Raw genomic sequence first — 25,048 nt, 5'->3', positions numbered from 1 at the left:
GAGACGTAAAAAAATCGCATGGAAATTTTCTTTACCATTCTCATTTTAACGCTGATGGTTTCGCTCTCCGGCGTTGCTGCACGCATAATACCTTTTCAAATCCCGTTGCCGCTGGTGCAAATCGCGCTGGGGGCGCTGCTTGCCTGGCCGACGTTTGGCCTGCACGTTGACTTCGATCCGGAGCTGTTTCTGGTGCTGTTTATCCCGCCGCTGCTGTTTGCCGATGGCTGGAAAACCCCCACCAGTGAATTTCTTAACCACGGACGAGAGATCATCGGCCTTGCGCTGGTGCTGGTGCTTATTACCGTGGTGGGGATTGGCTACCTGATTTACTGGCTGGTGCCAGGCATTCCGTTGCTACCTGCGTTTGCGCTGGCGGCAGTGCTTTCACCTACCGATGCCGTGGCGCTGTCCGGTATTGTGGGAGAAGGGCGGATACCCAAGAAAATCATGTCAATACTGCAGGGCGAAGCGCTGATGAACGATGCATCAGGCCTGGTTTCCCTGAAGTTTGCCGTTGCCGTAGCGATGGGCACTATGGTGTTCACCGTTTCAGGTGCCACGATTGAGTTTCTGAAAGTGGCGATTGGCGGCCTGCTGGCCGGGATTGCTATTTGCTGGCTGTACGGTAAGTCACTGCGTCTGTTCAGCCGCTGGAGCGGAGATGACCCGGCAACGCAGACCGTGTTGTTGCTGCTGTTGCCGTTCGCTTCCTATCTGATTGCGGAACACATTGGCGTGTCGGGCATTCTGGCCGCTGTGGCCGCAGGGATGACTATTACCCGTTCCGGGATAATCCGTCAGGCTCCGCTGGCGATGCGTCTGCGTGCTAACAGCGTCTGGCAGATGCTGGAGTTTGTGTTCAACGGCATGGTGTTCCTGATGCTGGGTCTGCAGTTGCCGGACATTCTGCATAACTCCGTGACCCAGGCAGAAGTCGACCCCAATGTGGATTTCTGGATGCTGGTGCTGTCTGTAGCGCTGATTTATGCCGCGCTGATGATAGTGCGTTTCAGCTGGTTGTATATGATGCAGTTGATCAGTAAACGTCTGCTGAAGAAGAAGCCGATGGAGTTCACCAGTTATTCGATGCGTGAGCTGCTGATTGCCTCTTTTGCTGGTGTTCGTGGGGCAATTACGCTGGCCGGTGTGCTGTCGATCCCCTTGTTCCTGAGCAATGGCGATGCTTTCCCGGCGCGTTACGAGCTGGTGTTCCTTGCCACCGGCGTGATCCTGTTCTCGCTGCTGGTGGGCGTGATCCTGTTGCCGCTGCTGTTGCGTGGCATCGACGGGCATGACAAAACCGCTCACCGCCATGAAGTGCAGATGGCCCGTGCCGTGATGGCAGGTACCGCCATCGAGAGTCTGCATAAGATGGAAGAGCGTCTGGTAGCGGATACAGAAGAGAATATCGATCCTGAGCTGATTAAAGAGGTGAGTTCAAGGGTGACAGGTAATCTGCGCCGCAGGGTGGTGGGCAAAGAAGATCTCGACCGTTCATTGTTCGCTGAGAATCTTGAGCGCCGCTTCCGCCTGACGGCTTTGCGCGCCGAACGCGGCGAGCTGTATCACCTGCGCGCTACCCAGAAAATCAGCAACGAAACAATGCAGAAGTTACTGCACGATTTGGATCTGCTGGAGACGCTGCTAATCGAGAAAGAAGAGTAACTTCCTGGCGACATTCTTTCTTCCCGCGGGCTCAAGTTGGGCCTGTGGGAAGGGGGTGATTTCTTCAGGCTTTTGTGTTGTCTGTGGGAAGGGCGTGATTTCTTCGGGCTTCTGTGTTGTCTGTGGGAAGGGCATGTTGTCTTCAGATTGGGCGGTACGGTCAGGGAGAGTGGGTTGAACACAAAGACGCAAACAGCGTCGTCCTGACAGCTCGGCCCGGCACGTCCATGTGCCGGGACGCTTTGCTTATCAACCCACTCTTCCTTCCCATCGGTTTTTGTGTTGTCTGTGGGAAAGGCATGTTGTCTTCAGGTATTTGGGATTATTTCAAAGGATCGGTTGGAAAAAATCGTGCAGGTAATAAAAGTTCAGGAAAAGGGTTATCCCACACAAAAATTAATGAAATGAGTTGATAGAATCCTTTTATCGTTTATGGATTAACGAATAAAGGAGTTTTACCTGTGACGCTTCAAGGAAAATTCGTCGTGAATGAAGCAAATTTCAGCCCGCTGCTGATGTATGGCGTAGGCACATTTATGGCTTATTCTGGTAAAGACCAGTACCGAAATCGTGCTGGCTGTATTGGTGTACCGGACTTAGGGCCAATACCAGACGGCCGCTATCATATAGTTAAAAGACCTGGCGGGGGATGGAAAGGTGTGATTCGCACTGACCTCCACGATATGTATTCATGGCCAACATCTACGCCGGTAATCAAACACGAGTGGTTTGCTCTCTACAGAGATGACGGTAAAATCGACGATCATACGTGGATTAACGGTGTTGAGAGAGGGAACTTCCGTCTTCACCCTCCTGGGCCAATGGGGGTATCGCTTGGCTGCATCACACTTCAGCACCGCACCGACTTCTTAGCAATCAGGCAATATCTGCTGTCCACCCAACAGGTGAAGTTGCCGAATGGCTTAATGTCTTATGGAACAATTGAGGTGATTTTGAATGGCAGTCCGACATGTCCCAGCGGGTCTTAAAATTCTACTTGGGTCAGGGTTTTTTATTCTCACTTTCCTGCTTGTCCGGCCCTCAGATCCGGTAACAAAGGGTGAATACGCTTTTTGGAACAAGTTTTCAGGTCTGTTTGGTGAGAACGACGTAGAGGGTTTCGTTGGTATTGCATTGCTTGTTATCAGCGCTGCAGTGACTATGGTCTGTTATAAAATTGCAATTCGTCTGATAGAACGTCAATTGACTAAACTGCAGTGAAATGGGCTGGGCTGTGCCCGGCCCTGTCAGGCTTCACACCGATAAAGTAGGGGCCTCACCGGGCCAGAACTCCCGGCAGCAGGCTATCCATGCCTGGGCACTTTTCGACAGATAACTGCCTTCGCGCCAGATCAGGCCCAGCTTCCACACCAAATCTGACTCCAGCGGCAGCCACAACAGCTGGCTCTTATCCAGCCGCTGACATATGGGCTCCGGCAGGATCGCCACGCCCATTCCGGCCTGCACCATTGCGGCGAGAAAATCCCACTGGCCACTGCGTACCGCAATCTGTGGCGCAAAACCGCTGGCCTGAAAAGCCCGCATCAGCTGGCGGTTCAGCGAAAACTCCTCGTTGTATATCAGGATCGGCTGGCCTGCTAACTCTGAGATAGGAATATGCGTGCGCCTCAGCCACTCCTGAGTGCGCGGCACCAGCACGCACAGTGGATGGCTCATTAACGGCAGCGCATTCAACGGCAAATCATCGGCTACCGGCAGAGCCGTCAGCGCAATATCCAGACTGCCGGAGAGCACCGCCTGCTGCACTGTCAGGCCGCCAAACTCGGAAATTTTCAGCTCCACGCCCGGATAGCGCTGGCGGAAAGCAGAAATAGACCCCGCTATCTGCATCCCCACCATAGGTGGAATGCCCAGCCGCAGCTCACCGGTTTTTAAATCATTGATATCGCTGATTTCTGCTTCAAGCTGCTTAAACTCCTGCAGGATCGTCATCCCACGCTGAAACACTGCCTGACCTGTGTCCGTCAGATGCAGCTTCCGTCCCTCGCGGATCAGCAGCGTGCAGCCCAACTCATCTTCCAGCTGGCGAAGCATCTTACTGATGGTGGGCTGGGTGACAAAAAGCTGCTCCGCAGCACGGGTAAAGCTTTGCTGGCGCACCACTTCGACAAAATAGCGTAAGGCCCGGACGTCCATAAACATTCCTGTAAGGCATAGTTTGAATAATATTAAGTCATTTTTTTCACTCTTTGTTACCGATTTATACTGGCTGCCTAAACATTCGTGGAGAAGCATCATGGCGTCAGCATTACGTCCGCTCAGCACGGGCTGGCTGCAGCGGATTCAGGTTCCGGTTCAGGTTGTACTGTATATCGTCTTCTTTTTGATCGCCCAACAGCTCGTGGAGTGGCTTCACCTGCCGCTGCCTGCCAATATCGTCGGCATGTTATTGCTGCTGGCGTTAATCCTGCTTCGTGTCCTGCCGCTGAACTGGGTTAAAGCCGGTTCACGCTGGCTGCTGGCCGAAATGCTGCTGTTCTTCGTGCCGGCCGTGGTGGCCGTGGTCAACTACTCCCAGCTGTTGCGGGTGGAAGGCTGGCGCATCATGCTGGTGATCGGCATCAGCACGCTGTTGGTGCTGGCAACCACGGCACTGGTGGTAGATCGGGTCTATCGGCTGGAAATCTGGCTGGCAGAGCGTAAAGAAGGCCGTCGCCATGAATGATTTTCTCCTCAGCGTGATCTGCCTGATTGCCACGCTTGGCATCTACTTTCTTAACAAACGGCTCTATCGCCGCTGGCACAAACTGCTGATGATGCCGCTGGTGATGACGCCGATGGTGCTGGTGGCGCTGCTGGTCGTCACCCATATCTCCTGGCAGAACTACATCGGTGAAAGCCACTGGCTATTATGGCTGCTCGGCCCGGCCACGCTGGCTTTTGCTGTGCCGGTGTATGAGAACCTGGCCATTATCCGGCGACACTGGATGTCTTTGACTGCGGGCGTTATTACCGCCACCACCGTGGCCGTGTTCAGCTCCGTCTGGCTGGCGCGGCTGATGACGCTGCCGGAAGAGATCCAGCGCAGCCTTGCCGTGCGCTCCATCACCACGCCTTTCGCGCTGGCCGCTGCGAAACAACTTGGCGGACAGCCGGATCTGGTCGCGCTGTTTGTGGTGATCACCGGCGTATTTGGCATGGCGGTGGGGGATGTGCTCTTTTTACGCCTGGCGGTGAAGCAGGGAATGGCTAAAGGGGCGGGGTTTGGCGCCGCTTCACACGGGGCAGGAACCGCCCGAGCCTACGAGCTCGGCCAGGAGGAGGGTGTGGTTTCCAGCCTGGTCATGATGCTCTCTGGCGTGGTTACCGTGGTCATTGCCCCTGCCATTGGTCATCTGCTGTGGGCGACCCTGTAGTGAAACATTCTGTTACCCAGGGTTTGTAATGTTAACTAAATTCTGACGTGACAGGGCGATGTCCCATATTATTCAGCCGGCAGTTGGTTTACTCTGCGGAGCCGCCCGTACAGGGCGTGAGTAAATTCATCAGGAGAATAAAATGAAAGCAGTGGCAACTACCGCAGGCGCACTGGCGCTTCTGGCGCTGGCAGGACAGGCGCAGGCAATCGAAGGCGGCGTTGACGTCGGTGAGGATTACACCCATGTGCGTGTTGGACTGGGTACCGACTCCCCAGGTTTTGCGCTTTCGGGCGACTGGCTGCGCAGCGATCATGATGGCAATGTAGAGAGCCTGGGTCTCGGCTACAACGTGGCAGTTGGCGACATCTTCCTGACGCCTGGCGCGAAAGTCATGTCCACCAATCCTACTGACACCAAAGACGGCTATGCCGTTGCAATTGGTGGCGGCGTGAAAGTGCCTGTGACCAAAATGTTCAACGTGTTCGGCGAGTATTACTGGTCTCCGGACTCGTTCTCCAGCCATATCGACAACTATCAGGAAGCGTCTGCAGGCGTGAGCTTCCAGCCAATTTCTTTGGTTGATGTGCGTGTAGGCTATAAGTACATGACCCTGAACGGCAAAGACGGTCGTAAAGACAACGTGGTTGCCGACGGTCCTTATGTAGGTGCAGCAGTTCACTTCTGATGCGCAGGGCGGATCCTCAGATCCGCCCCTCTTTACCCCACGTCAGTGGGCTTTACCGCCTTCAATCCCTACACCCGTCTGTGAACGAACAAACTGTGCCTGGAAGCGCAGGCGTTCCTGTGCGCCTGATGCGGAGTGATCGGTCACTGAGAACAGCCAGGTGCCGATAAAGGCTACCAGCATTGAGAACAGCGCCGGATACTCATAAGGGAAGATTGCCTTAGCGTTGCCCAGCACCTGCACCCAGACTGTCGGCCCAAGCACCATAAGCAATACCGCCGTTAACAACCCCAGCCAGCCGCCAATCATTGCGCCACGCGTGGTGAGTTTTGACCAGTACATCGACAGCAGAATGATCGGGAAATTACAGCTTGCCGCGATAGAGAACGCCAGCCCGACCATAAAGGCGATGTTCTGCTTCTCAAAGAGGATCCCCAGTGCAATTGCCACTATACCCAAAATCACCACGGTGATTTTAGAGACCCGCAGCTCCTGACGCTCTGTAGCCTGTCCTTTGCGGAAGACGCTGGCGTAGAGGTCATGCGAAACCGCTGAAGCACCCGCCAGCGTCAGACCTGCCACCACGGCCAGAATAGTGGCGAAGGCGACAGCAGAGATAAAGCCGAGGAACAGATTGCCCCCCACGGCATCAGCCAGATGCACCGCCGCCATATTATTGCCGCCAATCAGCAAGCCGCTGGCATCTTTAAAGGCTGGGTTAGCCCCCACCAGCAGGATTGCCCCAAAGCCGATAATAAAGGTCAGGAAGTAGAAATAGCCCATAAATCCGGTGGCGTAGAACACGCTTTTACGGGCTTCGCGGGCGTCACTTACGGTGAAGAAGCGCATCAGAATATGCGGCAGGCCAGCGGTACCAAACATCAGCCCCAGCCCCAGAGAAAGCGCCGATATCGGGTCGTGAACCAGCCCGCCCGGTCGCATAATTTCAATGCCTTTAGGGTGCACAGCCATCGCCTGAGTAAACAGGTTATTGAAGCTGAAGCCCACGGTTTTCATCACCATGATCGCCATAAAGCTGGCGCCGAACAGCAACAGCACCGCCTTGATGATCTGCACCCAGGTAGTGGCCAGCATGCCGCCGAACAGCACATAGAGCACCATCAGGATCCCAACCAGCACCACAGCAACGTGATAGTCCAGGCCGAAAAGTAGCTGGATAAGCTTGCCCGCACCCACCATCTGAGCGATCAGATAGAGCGCTACCACAACCAGCGAGCCGCAGGCGGAAAGGGTGCGGATGGGGAGCTGCTTCAGGCGATAAGAGGCCACGTCGGCAAAGGTATAACGGCCAAGATTACGCAGACGTTCGGCAATCAGGAACAGGATGATCGGCCAGCCCACCAGGAAGCCCAGCGAATAGATCAGGCCATCGTAGCCTGAAGTGTAAACCAGCGCGGAAATACCCAAAAAAGAGGCGGCAGACATATAGTCTCCCGCTATGGCCAGCCCGTTCTGTAAGCCGGTAATGTTGCCTCCGGCAGTATAGTAATCGCTACGCGAACGGGTACGTTTGGAGGCCCACCAGGTGATGCCCAGCGTCGCCGCCACGAAGACGATAAACATGATTATTGCTTCGTAGTTGGTCGGCTGCTTTTGCACAGCACCGGTGATAGCATCCGCAGCCAGGGCGGAAACAGGCAGCAATGCCGCCAGGCAGAGTAACAGTCGGCGATGTCTCATCCTTTCACCTCTTTCAGCAGTTCGCGGGTTAGCCGATCAAATTCGCCATTCGCGCGCCAGACATAAATCCCGGTCAGCACAAAAGAGATCACAATCAGGCCCATGCCAATCGGGATGCCCCTTGTGACATTGGTCCCCTCATGCAGAGGCGTGCCCAGCCAGCCAGGGGCAAAGGCAATCAACAAAGCCACGTACAGAACGAGCATGATAACGGAGAGCAGAGTGGCAAAGGCCTGTCGCTTCCTGACCAGTTCCTTAAACTTCGCACTTTTCTCTATCCGTTGATAAATAACATCATTCATCACAGCGTCTCCAGAAGTCTTCATCGGGAGGCGATCTTGCGGATCAAGGTGACGGCAGACACATAATCCTCGCCTGGCGAGGTTAACAGCGTGCGGGCCGGTGTCAGACTGACTGCACCGATACGCCTCAGTTAAAGGATCTTGTTATTAAAATAATGATGTGACGGTTACTGAAACAAACCGGGACGGCGCAGGAGGATCCTGTGCCGTCCCGGTAAGGTAATGCTGCCCGCAATCAGGGCATTTTGATCGACTGTTTTTCTTCCAGTAATTTCTCCACCACGCCAGGGTCGGCCAGGGTGGAGGTATCGCCCAGATTGCTGGTATCGCCGGAGGCAATCTTACGCAGGATACGACGCATGATTTTGCCGGAGCGGGTTTTAGGCAACGAATCAGTCCAGTGCAGTACATCCGGCGTCGCAATCGGGCCGATCTCTTTACGGACCCAATTGCGGACTTCGGTATAAAGCTCAGGCGTAGGCTCTTCACCGCTGTTCAGGGTGATATAAGCATAAATCGCCTGACCTTTGATATTGTGCTGGACGCCCACGACGGCGGCTTCGGCAATTTTAGGATGGGAGACCAGCGCCGATTCAATCTCAGCCGTTCCAAGACGGTGGCCAGAAACGTTCAGCACGTCGTCCACGCGACCGGTGATCCAGTAATAGCCATCTTCATCACGACGGGCACCATCCCCGCTGAAATACATGTTTTTGAAGGTGGAGAAATAGGTCTGCTCAAAGCGGTCATGATCGCCGAACAGGGTACGTGCCTGACCCGGCCAGGAATCCACAATCACCAGATTGCCTTCGCAGGCACCGTCCTGGGCATTGCCCTCGTTATCCACCAGCGCAGGCTGCACGCCAAAGAAAGGTTTAGTCGCCGATCCCGCTTTTAACTCGGTAGCGCCCGGAAGCGGGGTGATCATAAATCCGCCGGTCTCGGTCTGCCACCAGGTATCAACTATCGGGCAGCGTCCGTCGCCAATCTTGTTGTAATACCACTCCCAGGCTTCCGGATTGATAGGTTCACCTACCGATCCCATGATACGCAGGCTGGAACGATGGGTACCGGCGATGGCTTTGTCGCCCTCAGCCATCAACGCCCGGATAGCGGTTGGCGCGGTATAGAGCAGGGTGACTTTATGTTTGTCCACCACTTCAGCCATGCGGCTCGGTTGCGGCCAGTTAGGCACCCCTTCGAACATCAGCGTGGTGGCCCCGCAGGCCAGCGGCCCGTATAACAGGTAGCTGTGCCCGGTGATCCAGCCCACATCGGCGGTGCACCAGTAAATGTCGTCCGGCTTATGATCAAAAACGTATTTAAAAGTGGAGGCGGCATAGACCAGATAGCCGCCGGTGGTGTGCAGCACGCCTTTAGGCTTACCAGTGGAGCCGGAGGTATAAAGGATAAACAGCGGATCTTCAGCATTCATCTCTTCAGGCTGATGGTGCGCACAGGCTTTATTGACCAGCTCGTGCCACCAGAGATCGCGGCCATTTTGCCAGCCGATCTCTTTGCCGGTGCGGCGGAATACCACCACGTTGGTGACGGTTTTCACCCCCGGATTGGCCAGGGCATCGTCCACATTTTTCTTCAGCGGAATGGTGCGGCCGGCACGTACGCCTTCATCGGCCGTCACCACCAGCTTAGCGTTACAGTCAATGATGCGCCCGGCTACGGCCTCAGGGGAGAAGCCGCCGAAGATCACCGAATGCACGGCACCAATGCGGGCACAGGCCAGCATCGCTACGGCGGCTTCCGGCACCATAGGCATATAAATTGCCACCACATCCCCTTTGTTTACCCCCAGTTCGGTCAGGGAGTTGGCAAAGCGGCAGACCTCACGGTGCAGTTCACGGAAGGTCAGGGTTTTACTTTCGTTTGCGTTATCGCCTTCCCAGATAATGGCGGGATGATCGCCACGGCTGTGAAGATGGCGATCGAGGCAGTTGGCGGCGAGATTCAGCGTGCCGTCTTCGTACCAGCGAATAGTGATATTGCCCGGCGCGAACGAAGTGTTCTTCACCGAGGTATAGGGTTTGATCCAGTCCAGTATTTTGCCTTGTTCACCCCAAAAAGCATCGGGGTCCTGCACAGACTGCTGATACATAGCCTGGTACTGCTGTGCGTTAATCAGGGTACTTTCCGCAATGTTGGCGGGAATGGGATGACGGTGTAGTTGGCTCATGGCGAATCTCCTTGAAGATGTTAATCATATGTCAATCAAAGGTTAAATGAAGCGAGGCGGGAAGATTTGTTTGCTTTTTGCGCCACAGATCACGTCATAACGACAGGTAATGAAAAGATGAAAAACAGGCCTCTGACGGAGGGAACCTTTCTCTGAGATTACTCACAAAACCGGCACAGAGAGAGATTTTACTGTACAAAAAAGACAATCGATACCCGGCTTTATCCTGGATCAATGAAGGGATATGAATAGCTATGCGTTAAGTTAAATCATTATTGCCATTTATAACAATGGCTTAGTTTATGTGGGGGTGTTTCAGAGCTTTATCCTGCTGTCCGTGTATAAAGTAGCCACATGTCGCTTAGGGTTGCATTTATACCAGTGAAAATGGTACTGATTACGCGCCTGAAATTCAGGTTTCAACCATCCATTATCCGCGAATTAGCCGACATCGGCCTACTCCCCTTGAGAGTGATTCATTCCGCTTATCCTGCGCGGAGACCGGGTTTTGTTAAGGAAAAAGACAAGTTATGAAAGTAAAATTCAGCCTTGCCTGGCAAATTCTGACGGCGTTAGTACTGGGGATCATCGTCGGCGCTATCTTGCATAATCAACCGGGAGAGCGTGAATGGTTAATCACCAATATTCTCAGCCCGGCCGGAGATATCTTTATTCATCTGATCAAAATGATCGTGGTGCCTATTGTTATCTCAACGCTGATCGTGGGCATTGCCGGTGTCGGTGATGCAAAAAAACTGGGACGGATTGGCGTTAAAACCATCGTCTACTTTGAAGTGATAACCACCATTGCCATTGTGGTAGGTATTACCCTGGCGAACGTGTTTCAACCCGGCTACGGCATTGATATGTCGACGCTGGCAACGGTGGACATCTCTAAATATGAAGCAACCACAGCACAGGTGCAGGGTGGGGCGCACAGCCTTGTCACCACCATTCTGTCGTTGATCCCGCAGAATATCTTCGCTGCTATCGCCAAAGGCGACATGCTGCCGATCATCTTCTTCTCGGTGCTGTTTGGACTGGGGCTTTCCTCGCTGCCTGCCGAACACCGTGAACCTTTGCTGAAGGTGTTCCGCTCCACGTCAGAGGCGATGTTCAAAGTTACGCACATGATCATGCGTTATGCGCCGATCGGCGTATTTGCCCTGATCTCCGTCACCATTGCCAACTTCGGTTTTGCCTCGCTCTGGCCGCTGGCTAAGCTGGTTATCCTGGTTTACGCCGCGATCCTGTTCTTTGCTTTCGTGGTGCTGGGTGCCGTGGCCCGCATCTGCAATCTGCGTATCACTACGTTGATGCGTATCCTGAAGGACGAACTGATCCTCTCTTACTCCACCTCCAGCTCCGAAACGGTGCTGCCGCGTATTATGGAGAAGATGGAAGCCTACGGGGCACCGAAATCGATCACCAGCTTCGTGGTGCCAACGGGCTATTCCTTTAACCTGGATGGATCAACCCTGTATCAGAGCATCGCGGCGATCTTTATCGCTCAGCTTTACGGGATTGACCTGTCGATTGGTCAGGAAATCGTGCTGGTGTTGACCCTGATGGTGACCTCAAAAGGTATTGCAGGCGTTCCTGGCGTCTCCTTTGTGGTGCTGCTGGCAACCCTGGGCAGCGTGGGTATTCCACTTGAAGGCCTGGCGTTTATTGCCGGCGTTGACCGCATCATGGACATGGCCCGTACGGCGCTGAACGTGGTGGGAAATGCGCTGGCGGTGCTGGTTATCGCCAAATGGGAGAACCAGTTTGATGCTAAGCAGGCTGTGGCATATGAATCAGAAATGAAGAAATTAGCTTCAGCTTCCTGATTTTAGCCTGATGCTGGTGGCGGGCTCCCTGTCACCAGCTCTCTCTACGGACATTTCCTTTCGCACCTCTTCCTGGCTCTTCCCGAACTGACAGCAATAAATGACTTACCCGCCAGTGTGAAATACCCTCATCTTTATATCCCGCCTCTACTTAAGACATCTCCGTAATACACTGAAATTTCCCTTGATAATTATTGCCTGGATTACCGATGTGCAAATCCTGCGGTAATTGGCTTATTTTGTGAACAATCCGCAACCGGTGGGCTTTGGCAGCATTGTGTTCAGGATCACGAAATATCCCTTATGACACTAAAGTTACCGGTGCTGGCGCCGAAAATATAAAAAAACATAACACATTCTCCTAAACCCAATCCTGGCGGCGTCTTCAAGGATATTCACCCATGCGCATTAACTCCCCCATTACCCAGCAAGAGTACGTGTTTGACGATCGGGCTACCCTGATGTCAACCACCGATACCAACAGCCATATCACCTATGCCAACGATGCCTTTATCGACGTCAGTGGATTTACCCAGGATGAGATCAACGGGCAACCGCACAACATCGTGCGCCATCCGGATATGCCGCCGGAAGCGTTTGCCGATATGTGGGCCACCCTGAAAAAGGGAGAACCCTGGACAGCGCTGGTAAAAAACCGCCGTAAAAATGGCGACCATTATTGGGTGCGGACCAATGCCATTCCCGTGGTGCGGGAAGGGCAGGTGCAGGGCTATATGTCCGTGCGGACGAAACCCGGCGCGCAGGAAGTGCAGGAAACCGAGCGGCTGTACCGTGAATTCCGTGAAGGTAAACGCAAAGGCTGGCGCTTTCATAAAGGACTGCTGGTAAGAACCGGCATGATGCGCTGGGCTTCCCTGTTTAAAACCTTGCCACTGCGCTGGCGGATCCGCAGTGCGCTGATCGCTGTGCTGCCGCTCTCGGTTGTGGGCGTCTGGGCCGTGGGTTTACCGGCTCAGTCGCTGGCTCTATTTGCCGGCATCATGGCCCTGTTGCTGATGCTGGCTTCTGCCTGGCTTGAGCAGCAAATTTCCCGCCCGATTGAACGGATGTGCCAGCAGGCACTGCGCATAGCCACAGGGGCCAGTCATAAAGTTGAGCAAATAGATCGCGTTGATGAAGTGGGAACAACCCTGCGGGCAATTGGTCAGCTGGGGCTGATGTTCCGCTGGCTGGTGGATGATGTCAGCGGCCAGGCGATTACCGTGCTGGGTGCCAGTGATGCCATCGCTCACGGCAACAACGAGCTGAGCCGCCGGACAGAACAGGCCGCCGCCAACGTGCAGCAGACAGCCGCGACTATGAATGAGATGACCGCCACGGTGCAGAGCAACACCGAGACGGCTCAGCAGGTGAACACGCTGTCCAGAAGCACCAGCGACGTGGCGACCAAAGGCGGCAAGGCAATGAATGAAATGGTCACCATGATGGGCGAAATTGCCGACAGTTCGAAGAAAATTGCCAGCATTACCAGCGTGATTGACGGCATTGCCTTCCAGACTAATATCCTGGCGCTGAATGCCGCAGTGGAAGCGGCCCGTGCAGGTGAACAGGGCAAGGGGTTTGCGGTGGTAGCAGGGGAAGTTCGTAGCCTGGCCCAGCGAAGTGCCAAAGCAGCCAGCGAGATCAAAAACCTGGTGGAGAACAGCGCGACAAAAGTGAAGCTGGGCAGCGATCATGTTAACGACGCCGGTAAAACTATGGAGAACATCGTGTTGCAGGTGCAGAACGTCACTTCGCTGGTTGCACAAATCAGTGCGGCCACCTCGGAACAGGCTACGGCGTTGCGTGAGGTCAGTCTGGCGGTGGAAGATCTGGATAACATCACCCATCAGAATGCCGCTCGTGTGGAAGAGGGTGCTCAGGCTTCCGGCCGCATGACCCATCAGGCCACACGCCTGGTTGAAGCCATCAGCGTTTTCCGCTAAAAGCTGTTCGCCCTGTGCCAGCGCATCCGGACTCAGCCCGCGAAGCGCTGGGCTTATAAGCAACAAACGAAAAAAAAGCAGGCTTTTCAGCCTGCTCTCTGTAACGCCCTGGTGTTGGCGTGGTGGTTCTGATGTTTTGCTGTAGGCGGTATTTTAATGGTTTTGAGTCCCTTTCCGCGTAGTTCTTTTTAAACGAAAAAAATGTTTGCTTCAAGCCTTTCTCTGAGACCGACATCTTTTTAAGCTATTTCGTAGAATAATGCATCAATAATCGGGATAAATTGTGACTTAAACAGCAATTTAGCGCCATTGCTCCCGATTAAGAGCACTAATGCTAACAAAGTGTTGTAAAATAAATAACTTATAAATCAGTCAGATAAATTTATCTAAAATTCCCTGGCGCTGTTATTTAAGGAATTTAAGGCCAGTTATAAATAAAGCAGTAGATTATTCTGTTCGGCCCGGAATATGAACGCTGATTAGTTAGCTGTTTCACTAATGCTTATTTCAGAAAAACTTCAGTACCCGCCTGAATTATCTTTTATTCCCCGATTCATTCTCCCCTCAATTTGCCGGTTGAGCCTGTTTACTTCAGCTACAGTTAGGGGCTTAGCTTCCTTTTCACCCTTCATCATCAGAGAGAGATGCGTCATGAGTCAGTTTTTTATGAATCAGAAGAGCGACCTGGTTAATGAGGCAATAGAAGGCGCCCTGGTCAGCAGCCGTTTTCACAACCTGAGCCAGCTGGATGTCGGGCCTGACATCAGAGTGGTGGTCCGCAATGACTGGGATAAATCACAGGTTGCCCTGATTTCCGGCGGCGGTTCGGGACATGAGCCTGCCCATGTTGGGTTTGTCGGCAAGGGGATGCTGACCGCAGCAGTTTGCGGCGATATTTTTGCTTCTCCCAGCGTGGAAGCGGTGCTGAATGCCATTGTGAACGTGACCGGCGAGAAGGGTTGCCTGCTGATTGTAAAAAACTATACCGGCGATCGGCTCAATTTTGGTCTGGCTGCAGAGAAAGCTAAAAAGCTCGGTTTTGACGTGGAACTGGTGATGGTCACCGATGATATCGCTTTGCCTGATAATCCTCAGCCGCGAGGGATTGCCGGGACGGCCCTGGTACACAAAGTGGCAGGGTTTGCGGCCGGGCAGGGCAAATCCCTGAAAGAGGTGGCCGCGCTTGCCAGCGAAGCGATTGAGGCTACCGCAAGTATCGGACTGGCTTTCTCCTCCTGCCATGTCCCCGGCGAGCAGCAGGACGATCGGGTGAAACAAGGTCATAGCGAACTCGGGATGGGCATCCACGGCGAGCCGGGTGCCTCCACCCTGAAAACGCAAAACAGCCTTGAGATCGTCAGGGTGCTGACTGAAAAGCTGGCGGCGCATAATCCGGACGAGAAAAAGGTTGCGCTGCTGGTGAATAACCTGGGCGGATTCTCCGCGCTGGAGATGGCGGTGCTGACGCGAGAAACGTTAAAAACCTCACTGGGGAAAACCGTCAGGCTGCTGATCGGCCCGGCGACGCTGGTCAGCGCGCTGGATATGAAAGGCTTTTCACTTTCCACGCTGGTGCTGACTCCCGCCCTGGAGGAAGCCCTGCTGGCACCGGTGGAAACCAGCGGCTGGCAGCCCGCCGTGACTGTGCAGGCGTTGCAGCGCGTGAAAGGGGAAAAGGTGCAGCAGGCACAGCAGGTGCGACCTTCAGAGAATGCCGCCGTTGCGGCAGTAGTGGAGCAGGTCTGTCAGACGCTGGTGGAACTGGAGAGTGAGCTTAACCAGCTGGATGCCAAAGTAGGCGACGGCGATACCGGCTCGACGTTTGCCGCCGGGGCCGGGAAGGTGCTTAAAGAGTTACAGGAGAAAAAGCTGCCTTTAAACGAGCTGAGTGCGCTGTTAACGCTGGTAGGCGAACAACTGGCCGTGGTCATGGGCGGCTCAAGCGGCGTGCTGATGTCAATTATGTTCACCGCAGCCGGACAGAAGCTGGAGGAGGGTAAACCCTTAGCTGAAGCGCTGAGCTGGGGCCTGGACAGAATGCAGCATTACGGCGGCGCGCAACCGGGAGATCGCACCATGATCGATGCGCTGCACCCGGCTTTTGCGGCACTGGTGGCAGGTAAGGATCTGACTGCTGTCGCTGCTGCGGCTAAACAGGGGGCGGATGAGACGGCCACAATGACTTCTGCCAAAGCCGGGCGTTCCTCATACCTGAATCAGGAGAGCCTGAACGGCGTCAAAGATCCCGGTGCTTACGCCGTAGAACAGGTATTCGCCCGGTTGGCTAAGGGCTGACGGACAGTATTTGTTTTAACAATCCCTTCCTCTGCTGACAGCTTTCACTCCCTCTGCCGGTAACTTTATGGCGGAGGGAGCTTCCCTGCTCCCCGGAAGTAGCCTATCCGACGGTGACATCCTCCCGATCGGGCAGGTTGTCGAGCGTTCTTTCAAAGCTGCGGAGACGTTTGTAGATCGATAACAGCTCTACCAGCGTGGTCCAGGAATTGATCAGATACTGGAAGGAGCTGCGTACCTGATCGAACACGTTAGTGATTTGGGTCATCAGGCCCAGGGTAATGGCGCCGGTAACGATGGACGGGAACAGCACAAAGATGCTGAATACCGCATCCAGTTGCAGGTAGAGAATACGGGCGATATTGAAGTACAGGTAGTGGAAGTACAGGCGGAAATAGTTTTTACGCACGTTGTGAAACAGCTCGCGAACCGTGGGTGGGCGCGCACGATGAGGATCGTCTTCTCCGTAAACCAGCTCTTTACGGTAAGCGGCTTCCACCCGCTGATTACGGAACTCCAGCCCCGGTAGTTTAATCCCAATCACCGCCAGCAATCCGGTACCAAACAGCGACCAGAGCACCGCCGCAATCACCAGCGCATAGGGAATGCTACCCAGAATTGGCACGGTTTTAACGTGCACCGACAGCGCAACCAGCACCGGTAAAAATGCAATCAGCGTCATAATGGCGTTGATAAAGCTGGTGCCCATATCTTCCAGCGTTGTGGAAAATCGCATGGTGTCTTCCTGCACACGCTGCGCTGCACCTTCAATCCCCCGCAGTTCTGACCAGTGCTCCATGTAATAGTTGTTCATGGCCGTGCGCCAGCGGAAGACATAATGGCTGACAAAAAACATATTCAGCACATTGATCACCACCGCAATCATCGCAATGCTTAAAAACCCCTGGGTCTGAGCATAAAAGGTCTCAATCTTAACAGTATTGGGATGCGTCATGGCCCGCTGAATCAGATCGTAGAAGGGCTCATACCAGGCATTTACCGCCACGCCAACCTGCACGGAAAACCAGGTCACAAAGATGATCAGCGCCGAGCCCAGTACGGACCAGCGCTGCCAGGGATGCGGGCTGACAATCGCCCAGAAGGCCGCAAAGATCGCCACCACGACCAGATAATAGAAGTAGAAGGCCAGGGCCGAAGGGGCAACAAAGCGCCAGGCATTGTTGGGCAGCGGCTCGTCAGGGTTGCCAGCAAAAGCGGACAGATGAGTGAACCAGTGACTGGCCCCGGCAAACCAGACCAGAATGGCGAGAGCGCTCCAGAGCACGACACTTGTGAAAAATAGCCCCGGTCGGGGAAAAAACGATTTGAACATAATGACTCCAGTTATTGTGCTCTTTTTATAACGCTTTTTACTGTGAACAATCTTTTTTTGGTTGTTTCTATTGATGTCAAAATTAAAAGTGCTGAATGTTTTTTAAACAATGCCGATAAACTAAACATAACCTCCGCCAGAAAGGGGGAAATGTCTTGATACAGCAAGGCTTTTCAGTTTATAGCTAGTAGGACTTTTCTTAATAAAAACAGGCAACCTGCTGAAATCGTGGCAGTGTTAAGCCATTTTGCGTCGCCCTCTGACGCATGTGACAGCCGGATATTGACTGGCAGCGATCGGTCACAGTCTCCGGCAACCAGGCGAAAAGACCATGACAGAAAATAACGATGTAATGTACCGCCTGCTGGTGCAGAGCGTAGTCGATTACGCGATTTACATGCTTAAACCGGATGGCACCATAGCCAACTGGAATGCCGGGGCTCAACGGGCTAAAGGCTATCTGCCCGAGGAAATTGTGGGCAAAAATTTTGCCCTATTTTACAGCGAGGAAGATCGCGCGAAGGGCGTGCCGCAGCATGGACTGGCTACCGCAGCCCAAACCGGTCGCTATGAAGTGGAAGGCTGGCGTTACCGTAAAGATGGCAGCGCATTCTGGGCACACGTGGTGATTGATGCCGTGCGGGCAGACGATGGCTCGCTGATCGGGTTTGCCAAAATTACCCGTGACTGCACCGGGCAAAAAGCCATCCAGGCAGAACAGCGTGCACAGGAGCAAAAATTCCGTCTGCTGGTTGAAGGTGTGACGGACTACGCCATCTATATGCTGGACACTGAAGGCCATGTGGTGAACTGGAATGCCGGGGCCAGACGTTCGAAAGGATATACCGCTGACGAAATCGTCGGCAAACATTTTTCGGTGTTCTACAGCACTGAGGATCGGCTGGCAAAACTGCCGGAAGCCAATCTGAAAACCGCCTATCGTACCGGCCGCTTTGAAGAGCAGGGCTGGCGTTACCGCAAAGACGGTACCTCATTCCTGGCCCATGTCGTTATTGATACCGTTCATGATGATGATGGCAAACTGATTGGCTACGCCAAAATCACCCGCGACTGCACCGAGCAACAGCGTCTGTTAGACGAGCAGCGTGAAAGAGAGCAGGTTTTCCGCCTGCTGGTGGAGGGCGTGACTGATTACGCCATTTATATGCTGAATCCGCAGGGGTTGGTGGTGAACTGGAATGCCGGTGCGCGTCGGGCCAAAGGTTACACGGCTGATGAGATCGTCGGCCAGCACTTTTCCTGTTTTTACAGCGCACAGGACCGCCTGGCGGGACTGCCGGATATTAACCTGAATCTGGCTAAAACTACCGGACGCCTTGACGACCAGGGGTGGCGCTACCGTAAAGATGGCAGCGCGTTCTGGGCGCATGTAGTGATCGATGCGATCTACAACGATAAAAGGCAGTTGCTGGGTTACGCCAAGATCACGCGTGACTGTACCGAAGTCCGGGAATATGAGCAGCAGATCCTGCGGGCCAAAGATCTGGCGGAACAGAACAGTACCAAAATGGCTTCGCTGTCGAAGTTTCTGGATACGATTATTGCCAACATCCCCTCTTCGGTCATCGTCGAAGATGTGGTGACGCGCGAAATTCTGTTGATGAATAACAGAGCCGACCAGCTTTTTGGCCTGAAGCAAAACCAGAGCAACGGCAAAAAACTGGCGGACTGCCTGACGCCTGAAATGGGGGAGTATTTCAGCCAGCTTTCCACCGCGGCTCAGCGCAATGAAGGGCTGCATAAAAACGAGCAGCTGCTGAATACCCGTGGCGGCGAGCGAATTATTTCCGCATCAGCCTCCATTATTCGTGGCAACGATGCCCGCACCAATTATGTCCTGTTGATTGCTGATGACGTAACAGATCAGCGCGCGGCCGATGCCCGTATCCATCATATGGCGCATCACGATAACCTTACCAGCCTGCCTAACCGGGTGCTCTTCAGCCAGCGTCTGAATGAGGCGCTACGGCAGGATCGTGAAGCCGGCAAGCTCACGGCCATGCTGGGACTGGATCTCGACAATTTCAAAAACGTCAACGATGCGCTGGGGCATCAGGTCGGTGACGATCTGCTCCGCGCTGTGGCAAGCCGCTTACGCAGCGTTCTGCGGGATAAAGACACGCTGGCGCGTAACGGTGGCGATGAATTCACTATTGTCCTGCCTTCCCTCGCGCAGCAGGAAGAAGCTGAAGCGATAGCCCGGCGGCTGATTGAAGTCACCAGCCAGTCTTTTAATATTGATGGACACAATCTTTCCGTGGGCCTGAGCATAGGCATCGCCATCGGGGGCAGAGACCTGGCCACACCGGAACATTTGCTGCGCTGTGCGGATATGGCGCTGTACGAAGCGAAACGCAACGGGCGCAACCGGTTTGAACACTTCTCCGCTGAAATGGGTGAAGCAGCCAGTCTGCGCAGGCTGATTGAAAACGATCTGCGTGAAGCGATAACCCTTAAACACCTCAAGCTTTATTACCAGCCGATTACCGATAATTTTGGGCGCGACATTATCGGCTATGAGGCGCTGATGCGCTGGCATCACCCGGTGAAAGGGCTGATCATGCCGCTGGAATTTATTCCCATTGCCGAAGAGACGGGCCTGATCCACAGCCTGGGTGCCTATGCGCTCTATGAAGCCTGCCGGGAAGCAGCGGCCTGGCCTGCCAATCAGAGCGTGGCGGTAAACCTCTCGCCGTTGCAGTTCAAAAACAGTTCGCTGGTGTCGGTAGTGGAAGCGGCGTTGAAAGAGTCCGGTCTGGCTCCGCACCGTCTTGAAGTTGAGATTACAGAGTCCGTGCTGCTGGATAACACTCTGGTGAACATCCGCACGCTGCAGAAACTGAAAGCGCTGGGGGTACGGATCGCGCTGGATGATTTTGGCACAGGCTACTCCTCACTGAGCTACCTGCGCTCTTTCCCGTTCGACAAAATCAAAATTGATAAGTCCTTTATCAATGATATGAAGGATAGCCGGGAAGCGCTGGCCATAATCCGCGCTATCACCGGCATGAGCCGCAGTCTGGATATTCAGATAACCGCCGAAGGCGTGGAGAGTAATGAGCAGTTTGAGCAGCTGAAAAGTGAAGGCTGCACGCTGTTTCAGGGCTACTTCTTTGGGCGGCCGCAACCGTCGGAAACGCGGCTTAAAATGTTCCACCCGCCGGAACGCTTTGCGGAAAAAACGGAAAGCAGCAGTGAGATCTCCACCGTCGGCCCGGAGAGCTTCCCAACCGGTAACATCCTGACGCAGCCTTAACTCAGTCAGACGTTCCCCGCAGAGAAACAGCCTCTGGAAACCGGTATTGCCACAGGGAAAGGCAATACCGGCACTCTGCATCAAACCTGCTCGGGATCCACTCCACGGGTTCTGGGCCCAAAAATGCCTATCACCAGCATCACTATCAGCATACTCACCACGATAAACGCAATCACGCCCTGCGCGCCCGCCACCTGCAGGATCATGCCAATGATAATGCTGCTGAATACGGTAGAGAGACGGCTGAACGAGTAACAGAAACCCACGGCGCGGGCACGGATAAACGTCGGGAAGACTTCAGTCTGGTAGGCATGATAGCTGTAGGTCAGCCAGGCGTTGGAGTAGGTGATACAGAAGCCGCAGATAATCAGCAGCACAGGATTACTCTGCAGGGCGAAGAGCGTGCCGAATACTACTGTCATCAGCGAGGAGAGAACTATCTGCCATTTGTTCTCGATCTTATCCGCATAACGACTGCAGATCAGCGAGCCAAGGGGATAGGCGAGGGTGATAAAGAACGCATACAGCAGGCTGTGGGTGATGCTGGTACCCTGGCCGGAGAGCAGGGCCGGGAGCCAGTTACCGAAGCCAAAGAAGCCAATGGCCTGAAAAATGTTCATTACCACCAGCATCAGGGTGCGCGATCGGTATTCGGGACGCCAGATGTCACGGAAATGGCCTTTGCGCTGGATAATCTCGCCGCTGACCATCTGGTCGGGTGCCGGTTCTGTCGAAGGTGTTCCGCAACGGATTTCCATTGCCGTCACGCCCTGATGGGCTTCCAGATGGCGGCCCTGCTGGGCCAGCCAGCGCGGGGATTCAGGCAGATTTTTACGGATAAACCAGATCACCAGCGAACAGAGCGCGCCAGCAATCACCACCCAGCGCCAGCCGGTCAGTCCCAGAATAGTTTGCGGTACCAGCCACCAGGACATCAGCGCCACGGCAGGCACGGAGAGGAACTGCACAAAAAAGGCGAAGGCGAATGCCTTGCTACGCAGATAGCTGGGAACGGATTCTGTCAGATAAGTATCAATGGTTACCAGTTCAATCCCCAGCCCCACACCAACCAGGAACCGGAAGAAGATAATCCCTTCAGCCTGGTTTTGAAAAGCCATGAGCAGCGAAAAGCAGCCGTACCAGGCCAGCGCACACATAAATGTCAGCTTGCGACCAAAGCGATCGGCATAAGGCGCGAGCAGGCTTGCGCCGATAAACAGCCCCAGGAAGGTGGATGAAGCAAAAGCAGCCTGGTCGGAGATGCCAAAGACGCCCTGGCTGCCCAAATGGAAAATATTTTCTGCTACCAGGCCTGCGCTGATATAGCCGGTCTGAAAGAGGTCATAGAGTTCAAAAAAGCCCCCGAGCGAGAGCAGAGCGATAAAACGCCAGAGCCCTGCAGAGGCGGGCAGGGCATCAATACGGTCGGAAAGGGTAGGCGGGGTGGATTGACCTTGTGCGGGCAGCGTCCCTGTCGGAAAGACTTCACTCATTTTATTTTTTTAACCTCATTATTACAGTGCAGTAACCTTCCATGCTAAGGCTTACCGGCAGGAGTTATATTTTGAATTGGTCGTAAATAAACGAAAATTAAGCACAAAACATGGCTTCCGCCCAATTTCTGTTATTACCCGCTGCGTTTCCCTGATTTCTTGTTCTGCTACCTGGCCGGGGAGCGCGGACCAGGGGAACACCTCCCTGCACCTGGTTTTTCGCTTGGTTGTTAATGAATTTGTGCCATTTTGTTTCCCGGTGCTAATTTTTTGCAAAAAGACCTGTTAAAATGCAGGTTATTGTTACCGGTAACATTTGAGCCGGTAACCCTGTTTCTGCCCTGCTTATAAAAAATACTGCAAGCAACCGTGAAATCCCTCGCCGTAGCACCAGGCGCAAGTTTGATAAGGCAATGTCATGTCGAAAGAAAATACAGGAAGCTCCCGCCGGGACTTTCTGCTGAGAACCATCACCCTGGCCCCGGCCGTGGCGATTGGCAGCACCGGGCTGGGTGCCCTGACGGCAGTAGCCCCCGCAGCCGCCAAAGAGACGGCACCTGCCGGTCCGCAAAAAGCCCGCGATTACCAGCCGACCTGGTTTACTCCGGAAGAATACGCCTTTGTGCAGGCCGCCGTGGCCCGCCTGATCCCCGCTGATGAGCGCGGTCCTGGTGCTCTGGAAGCGGGCGTACCGGAATATATCGATCGCCAGATGAATACCCCGTACGCCATTGGCTCCAACTGGTATATGCAGGGGCCTTTCCATCCTGATGCGGATAAAGAGCTGGGCTATCAGTATCCGCTGGTGCCGCGTCAGATCTACCGTCTGGGGCTGGAAGATGCCGATGCTGCGGCGAAATCCCGGCATGGCAAAGTCTTCGCGCAGCTCAGCGGCGAGCAGCAGGATGCTTTGCTGCAGGCTTTTGAAGCGGGCAGCGTGGAGTTCAAACAGGTGCCGGCAAAAGTCTTCTTCTCTTTCCTGTTGCAGAACACCCGTGAAGGGTTCTTCAGCGATCCGATCCACGGTGGCAATCAGGGCATGGTCGGCTGGACGCTGATTAACTTCCCTGGCGCCCGAGCGGACTTTATGGACTGGGTTGAACGTGGCGAGCGTTATCCGTTCCCACCGGTGTCTATTCGTGGGGAAAGAGCATAACCATGGCAAACGAAATGAAAAAAGTGGATGCGGTGATCGTCGGTTTCGGCTGGGCGGGATCGATCATGGCCAAAGAGCTGTCCGAAGCTGGCCTGAGCGTAGTGGCGCTGGAACGCGGCCCGCATCGCGACACCTATCCTGACGGGGCTTATCCGCAGGTGATCGACGAGCTGACCTACAACATCCGTAAAAAGCTGTTCCAGGATCTCTCTAAAAGTACCGTCACTATCCGCCATAATTCGGCGCAGACCGCACAGCCTTACCGTCAACTGGCGGCATTCCTGCCGGGTACCGGCACCGGCGGCGCTGGCCTGCACTGGTCTGGCGTTCACTTCCGTGTGGATCCGATGGAACTGCGTATGCGCAGCCATTATGAAGAACGCTACGGCAAAAATTTTATTCCTGAAGGCATGACTATTCAGGATTACGGCGTTACCTATGACGAGCTGGAGCCCTTCTTCGATAAGGCTGAAAAAGTCTTTGGCACCTCCGGTTCTGAATGGAGTGTGAAAGGTAAAGTCATTGGTCAGGGCAAGGGCAACCCGTTTGCGCCAGATCGCTCTGATAAATTCCCGCTGCCTGCGCAGAAGCGTACCTTCTCCGCGCAGATGTTTGCTCAGGCGGCTGAATCCATCGGGTATCACCCCTACGATCTGCCTTCGGCTAACACTTCTGGCCCGTACACCAACACCTATGGTGCGCAGATGGGGCCGTGTAACTTCTGCGGTTTCTGTAGCGGCTACGCCTGCTATATGTATTCCAAAGCGTCGCCAAACGTTAACGTGCTGCCTGCACTGCGTCAGGAAGCGAAGTTCGAACTGCGCGAAAATGCCAATGTGCTGCGTGTGAACCTCACCGCTGACAAAAAACACGCTACGGGCGTCACTTACGTGGATGCGCTGGGCCGCCAGATTGAGCAGCCTGCGGATCTGGTGATCCTCTCTGCTTTCCAGTTCCACAACGTGCATTTGATGCTGCTTTCCGGTATCGGCAAGCCTTACGATCCGGTGACCAACGAAGGCACCGTAGGCCGTAACTTTGCCTACCAGAACATCTCCACCATCAAAGCGTTCTTTGATAAAGACGTCTTCACCAATAACTTTATTGGTGCGGGTGGCGCGGGCGTGGGCGTGGATGATTTCAATGCGGATAACTTTGACCACGGCAAATATGGCTTTGTGGGCGGATCGCCGATGTGGGTCAACCAGGCGGGCGTGAAGCCGATCTCCGGTCTGCCAACGCCTCCGGGCACGCCAAACTGGGGCAGCAAGTGGAAAGCCGCGGTGGCCGATCACTATACGCACCATGTGTCGATGGATGCCCACGGCGCGCATCAGTCTTACCGCAACAACTATCTGGACCTCGATCCTAATTACAAGGATGCGTTTGGTCAGCCGCTGCTGCGTATGACCTTTGACTGGCAGGAAAACGACATCAAGATGTCGCAGTTCATGCACGGCCGTATGCATAAAATTGCCGAAGCGATGAATCCGAAGCTGATCAGCGGTTCACCGAAACAGGCTGGCGCGCATTTTGACACTACCGTTTATCAGACTACCCACATGAACGGCGGCGCGATCATGGGCGAAGATCCGAAGACCAGCGCGGTTAACCGCTATCTGCAAAGCTGGGATGTACCAAACGTGTTTGTTCCGGGCGCTTCTGCCTTCCCACAAGGCCTGGGTTATAACCCGACCGGCATGGTGGCGGCACTGACTTACTGGTCAGCCAAAGCCATTCGTGAACAGTACCTGAAAAACCCAGGTCCGTTGGTACAGGCGTAAGGATA

Annotated in this window: 17 protein-coding genes; 11 read left to right on the top strand and 6 right to left on the bottom strand. The window is 54.2% G+C overall.

Features of this window, described 5'->3' with window-relative positions; translation table 11 throughout:
* Positions 1 to 18: 18 nt before the first annotated feature.
* Together VRC33_RS20355 and VRC33_RS20350 are read left to right on the top strand one after the other, a co-directional pair.
* Positions 19 to 1,668 carry a Na+/H+ antiporter gene (locus tag VRC33_RS20355; RefSeq protein WP_338558873.1) on the top strand — a complete coding sequence of 550 codons (1,650 nt, stop codon included), beginning with the start codon at positions 19 to 21 and terminating at the stop codon, positions 1,666 to 1,668.
* Positions 1,669 to 2,129: 461 nt separating this feature from the next.
* The gene (locus VRC33_RS20350) at positions 2,130 to 2,657 is read left to right on the top strand and encodes a DUF2778 domain-containing protein (protein ID WP_338558871.1); all 528 of its coding nucleotides are present in this window, start codon (positions 2,130 to 2,132) and stop codon (positions 2,655 to 2,657) included.
* A gap of 265 nt (positions 2,658 to 2,922) precedes the next feature.
* Here VRC33_RS20350 and VRC33_RS20345 read toward each other — a convergent pair whose 3' ends face one another.
* Positions 2,923 to 3,825, bottom strand: coding sequence for a LysR family transcriptional regulator (locus tag VRC33_RS20345; RefSeq protein WP_338558869.1), 903 nt, complete (start codon positions 3,823 to 3,825; stop codon positions 2,923 to 2,925).
* A gap of 100 nt (positions 3,826 to 3,925) precedes the next feature.
* On the opposite strand from VRC33_RS20345, the gene VRC33_RS20340 reads away from it, so the two are divergent.
* The 3 genes from VRC33_RS20340 to VRC33_RS20330 all read left to right on the top strand — a co-directional run bounded on the left by VRC33_RS20340 (position 3,926) and on the right by VRC33_RS20330 (position 5,733).
* Complete coding sequence (locus VRC33_RS20340) at positions 3,926 to 4,354, top strand: CidA/LrgA family protein (protein ID WP_338558867.1); 429 nt, start codon at positions 3,926 to 3,928, stop codon at positions 4,352 to 4,354.
* Positions 4,347 to 5,045 (top strand): LrgB family protein, encoded by a 699-nt coding sequence (locus tag VRC33_RS20335; protein ID WP_338558866.1) that lies wholly within the window; start codon positions 4,347 to 4,349, stop codon positions 5,043 to 5,045. The genes VRC33_RS20340 and VRC33_RS20335 overlap by 8 nt, the downstream gene beginning before the upstream one ends.
* 142 nt (positions 5,046 to 5,187) lie before the next feature.
* The gene (locus tag VRC33_RS20330) at positions 5,188 to 5,733 is read left to right on the top strand and encodes a YfaZ family outer membrane protein (RefSeq protein ID WP_338558864.1); all 546 of its coding nucleotides are present in this window, start codon (positions 5,188 to 5,190) and stop codon (positions 5,731 to 5,733) included.
* Positions 5,734 to 5,775: 42 nt separating this feature from the next.
* On the opposite strand, the gene actP is transcribed toward VRC33_RS20330, so the two are convergent.
* The 3 genes from actP to acs form a co-directional block, all read right to left on the bottom strand.
* Positions 5,776 to 7,434, bottom strand: coding sequence for a cation/acetate symporter ActP (gene actP / locus VRC33_RS20325; RefSeq protein WP_338558862.1), 1,659 nt, complete (start codon positions 7,432 to 7,434; stop codon positions 5,776 to 5,778).
* A complete protein-coding gene (locus tag VRC33_RS20320; protein WP_338576833.1) occupies positions 7,431 to 7,736 on the bottom strand; it encodes a DUF485 domain-containing protein in 306 nt (101 codons plus the stop codon). Before VRC33_RS20320 ends, actP begins: the two co-directional genes overlap by 4 nt.
* Before the next feature lie 235 nt (positions 7,737 to 7,971).
* Entirely contained in the window at positions 7,972 to 9,927 is a 1,956-nt protein-coding gene (acs, locus tag VRC33_RS20315; RefSeq protein ID WP_338558858.1) for an acetate--CoA ligase, read from the bottom strand.
* A 530-nt stretch (positions 9,928 to 10,457) separates the two neighbouring features.
* Between acs and gltP the strand changes: the two genes are divergently transcribed.
* The 3 genes from gltP to VRC33_RS20300 all read left to right on the top strand — a co-directional run bounded on the left by gltP (position 10,458) and on the right by VRC33_RS20300 (position 16,000).
* On the top strand, positions 10,458 to 11,759 hold the full coding sequence (gene gltP / locus VRC33_RS20310; protein ID WP_338558856.1) for a glutamate/aspartate:proton symporter GltP: 1,302 nt from the start codon (positions 10,458 to 10,460) through the stop codon (positions 11,757 to 11,759).
* A 401-nt stretch (positions 11,760 to 12,160) separates the two neighbouring features.
* Positions 12,161 to 13,705 (top strand): methyl-accepting chemotaxis protein, encoded by a 1,545-nt coding sequence (locus tag VRC33_RS20305; RefSeq protein WP_338558854.1) that lies wholly within the window; start codon positions 12,161 to 12,163, stop codon positions 13,703 to 13,705.
* 651 nt (positions 13,706 to 14,356) lie between these two features.
* Positions 14,357 to 16,000 (top strand): dihydroxyacetone kinase subunit DhaK, encoded by a 1,644-nt coding sequence (locus VRC33_RS20300; protein ID WP_338558853.1) that lies wholly within the window; start codon positions 14,357 to 14,359, stop codon positions 15,998 to 16,000.
* 103 nt (positions 16,001 to 16,103) lie between these two features.
* Here the strand turns inward: VRC33_RS20300 and sbmA are convergent, their stop codons facing one another.
* Positions 16,104 to 17,333 carry a peptide antibiotic transporter SbmA gene (gene sbmA / locus VRC33_RS20295; protein ID WP_338558851.1) on the bottom strand — a complete coding sequence of 410 codons (1,230 nt, stop codon included), beginning with the start codon at positions 17,331 to 17,333 and terminating at the stop codon, positions 16,104 to 16,106.
* A gap of 331 nt (positions 17,334 to 17,664) precedes the next feature.
* On the opposite strand from sbmA, the gene VRC33_RS20290 reads away from it, so the two are divergent.
* Positions 17,665 to 20,610, top strand: a complete 2,946-nt coding sequence (locus VRC33_RS20290) for a bifunctional diguanylate cyclase/phosphodiesterase (RefSeq protein WP_338558848.1) — start codon at positions 17,665 to 17,667, stop codon at positions 20,608 to 20,610.
* Between the two features lie 80 nt (positions 20,611 to 20,690).
* Here the strand turns inward: VRC33_RS20290 and VRC33_RS20285 are convergent, their stop codons facing one another.
* A complete protein-coding gene (locus VRC33_RS20285) occupies positions 20,691 to 22,103 on the bottom strand; it encodes an MFS transporter (RefSeq protein WP_338558846.1) in 1,413 nt (470 codons plus the stop codon).
* Between the two features lie 418 nt (positions 22,104 to 22,521).
* Here VRC33_RS20285 and VRC33_RS20280 point away from each other — a divergent pair, with 418 nt between their 5' ends.
* Both VRC33_RS20280 and VRC33_RS20275 read left to right on the top strand, forming a co-directional pair.
* Positions 22,522 to 23,259, top strand: coding sequence for a gluconate 2-dehydrogenase subunit 3 family protein (locus tag VRC33_RS20280; RefSeq protein ID WP_338558844.1), 738 nt, complete (start codon positions 22,522 to 22,524; stop codon positions 23,257 to 23,259).
* 2 nt (positions 23,260 to 23,261) lie between these two features.
* A complete protein-coding gene (locus VRC33_RS20275) occupies positions 23,262 to 25,043 on the top strand; it encodes a GMC family oxidoreductase (protein WP_338558842.1) in 1,782 nt (593 codons plus the stop codon).
* Positions 25,044 to 25,048 lie beyond the last annotated feature (5 nt).

The organism is Erwinia sp. E_sp_B01_1, assembly GCF_036865545.1.
GTDB lineage: Bacteria > Pseudomonadota > Gammaproteobacteria > Enterobacterales > Enterobacteriaceae > Erwinia.
This window is presented reverse-complemented; position numbering and strand designations above follow the sequence as displayed.

What these genes read in the sequence shown, in the direction of transcription:
- VRC33_RS20340 (WP_338558867.1), top strand. Translation starts at nt 3,926, where the DNA reads ATGGCGTCAGCATTACGTCCGCTCAGCACGGGCTGGCTGCAGCGGATT.
- VRC33_RS20300 (WP_338558853.1), top strand. Translation starts at nt 14,357, where the DNA reads ATGAGTCAGTTTTTTATGAATCAGAAGAGCGACCTGGTTAATGAGGCA.
- sbmA (WP_338558851.1), bottom strand. Translation starts at nt 17,333, where the DNA reads ATGTTCAAATCGTTTTTTCCCCGACCGGGGCTATTTTTCACAAGTGTC.
- actP (WP_338558862.1), bottom strand. Translation starts at nt 7,434, where the DNA reads ATGAGACATCGCCGACTGTTACTCTGCCTGGCGGCATTGCTGCCTGTT.
- VRC33_RS20275 (WP_338558842.1), top strand. Translation starts at nt 23,262, where the DNA reads ATGGCAAACGAAATGAAAAAAGTGGATGCGGTGATCGTCGGTTTCGGC.
- VRC33_RS20355 (WP_338558873.1), top strand. Translation starts at nt 19, where the DNA reads ATGGAAATTTTCTTTACCATTCTCATTTTAACGCTGATGGTTTCGCTC.
- VRC33_RS20290 (WP_338558848.1), top strand. Translation starts at nt 17,665, where the DNA reads ATGACAGAAAATAACGATGTAATGTACCGCCTGCTGGTGCAGAGCGTA.
- VRC33_RS20345 (WP_338558869.1), bottom strand. Translation starts at nt 3,825, where the DNA reads ATGGACGTCCGGGCCTTACGCTATTTTGTCGAAGTGGTGCGCCAGCAA.
- VRC33_RS20320 (WP_338576833.1), bottom strand. Translation starts at nt 7,736, where the DNA reads ATGAATGATGTTATTTATCAACGGATAGAGAAAAGTGCGAAGTTTAAG.
- gltP (WP_338558856.1), top strand. Translation starts at nt 10,458, where the DNA reads ATGAAAGTAAAATTCAGCCTTGCCTGGCAAATTCTGACGGCGTTAGTA.
- VRC33_RS20330 (WP_338558864.1), top strand. Translation starts at nt 5,188, where the DNA reads ATGAAAGCAGTGGCAACTACCGCAGGCGCACTGGCGCTTCTGGCGCTG.
- VRC33_RS20280 (WP_338558844.1), top strand. Translation starts at nt 22,522, where the DNA reads ATGTCGAAAGAAAATACAGGAAGCTCCCGCCGGGACTTTCTGCTGAGA.
- acs (WP_338558858.1), bottom strand. Translation starts at nt 9,927, where the DNA reads ATGAGCCAACTACACCGTCATCCCATTCCCGCCAACATTGCGGAAAGT.
- VRC33_RS20305 (WP_338558854.1), top strand. Translation starts at nt 12,161, where the DNA reads ATGCGCATTAACTCCCCCATTACCCAGCAAGAGTACGTGTTTGACGAT.
- VRC33_RS20335 (WP_338558866.1), top strand. Translation starts at nt 4,347, where the DNA reads ATGAATGATTTTCTCCTCAGCGTGATCTGCCTGATTGCCACGCTTGGC.
- VRC33_RS20285 (WP_338558846.1), bottom strand. Translation starts at nt 22,103, where the DNA reads ATGAGTGAAGTCTTTCCGACAGGGACGCTGCCCGCACAAGGTCAATCC.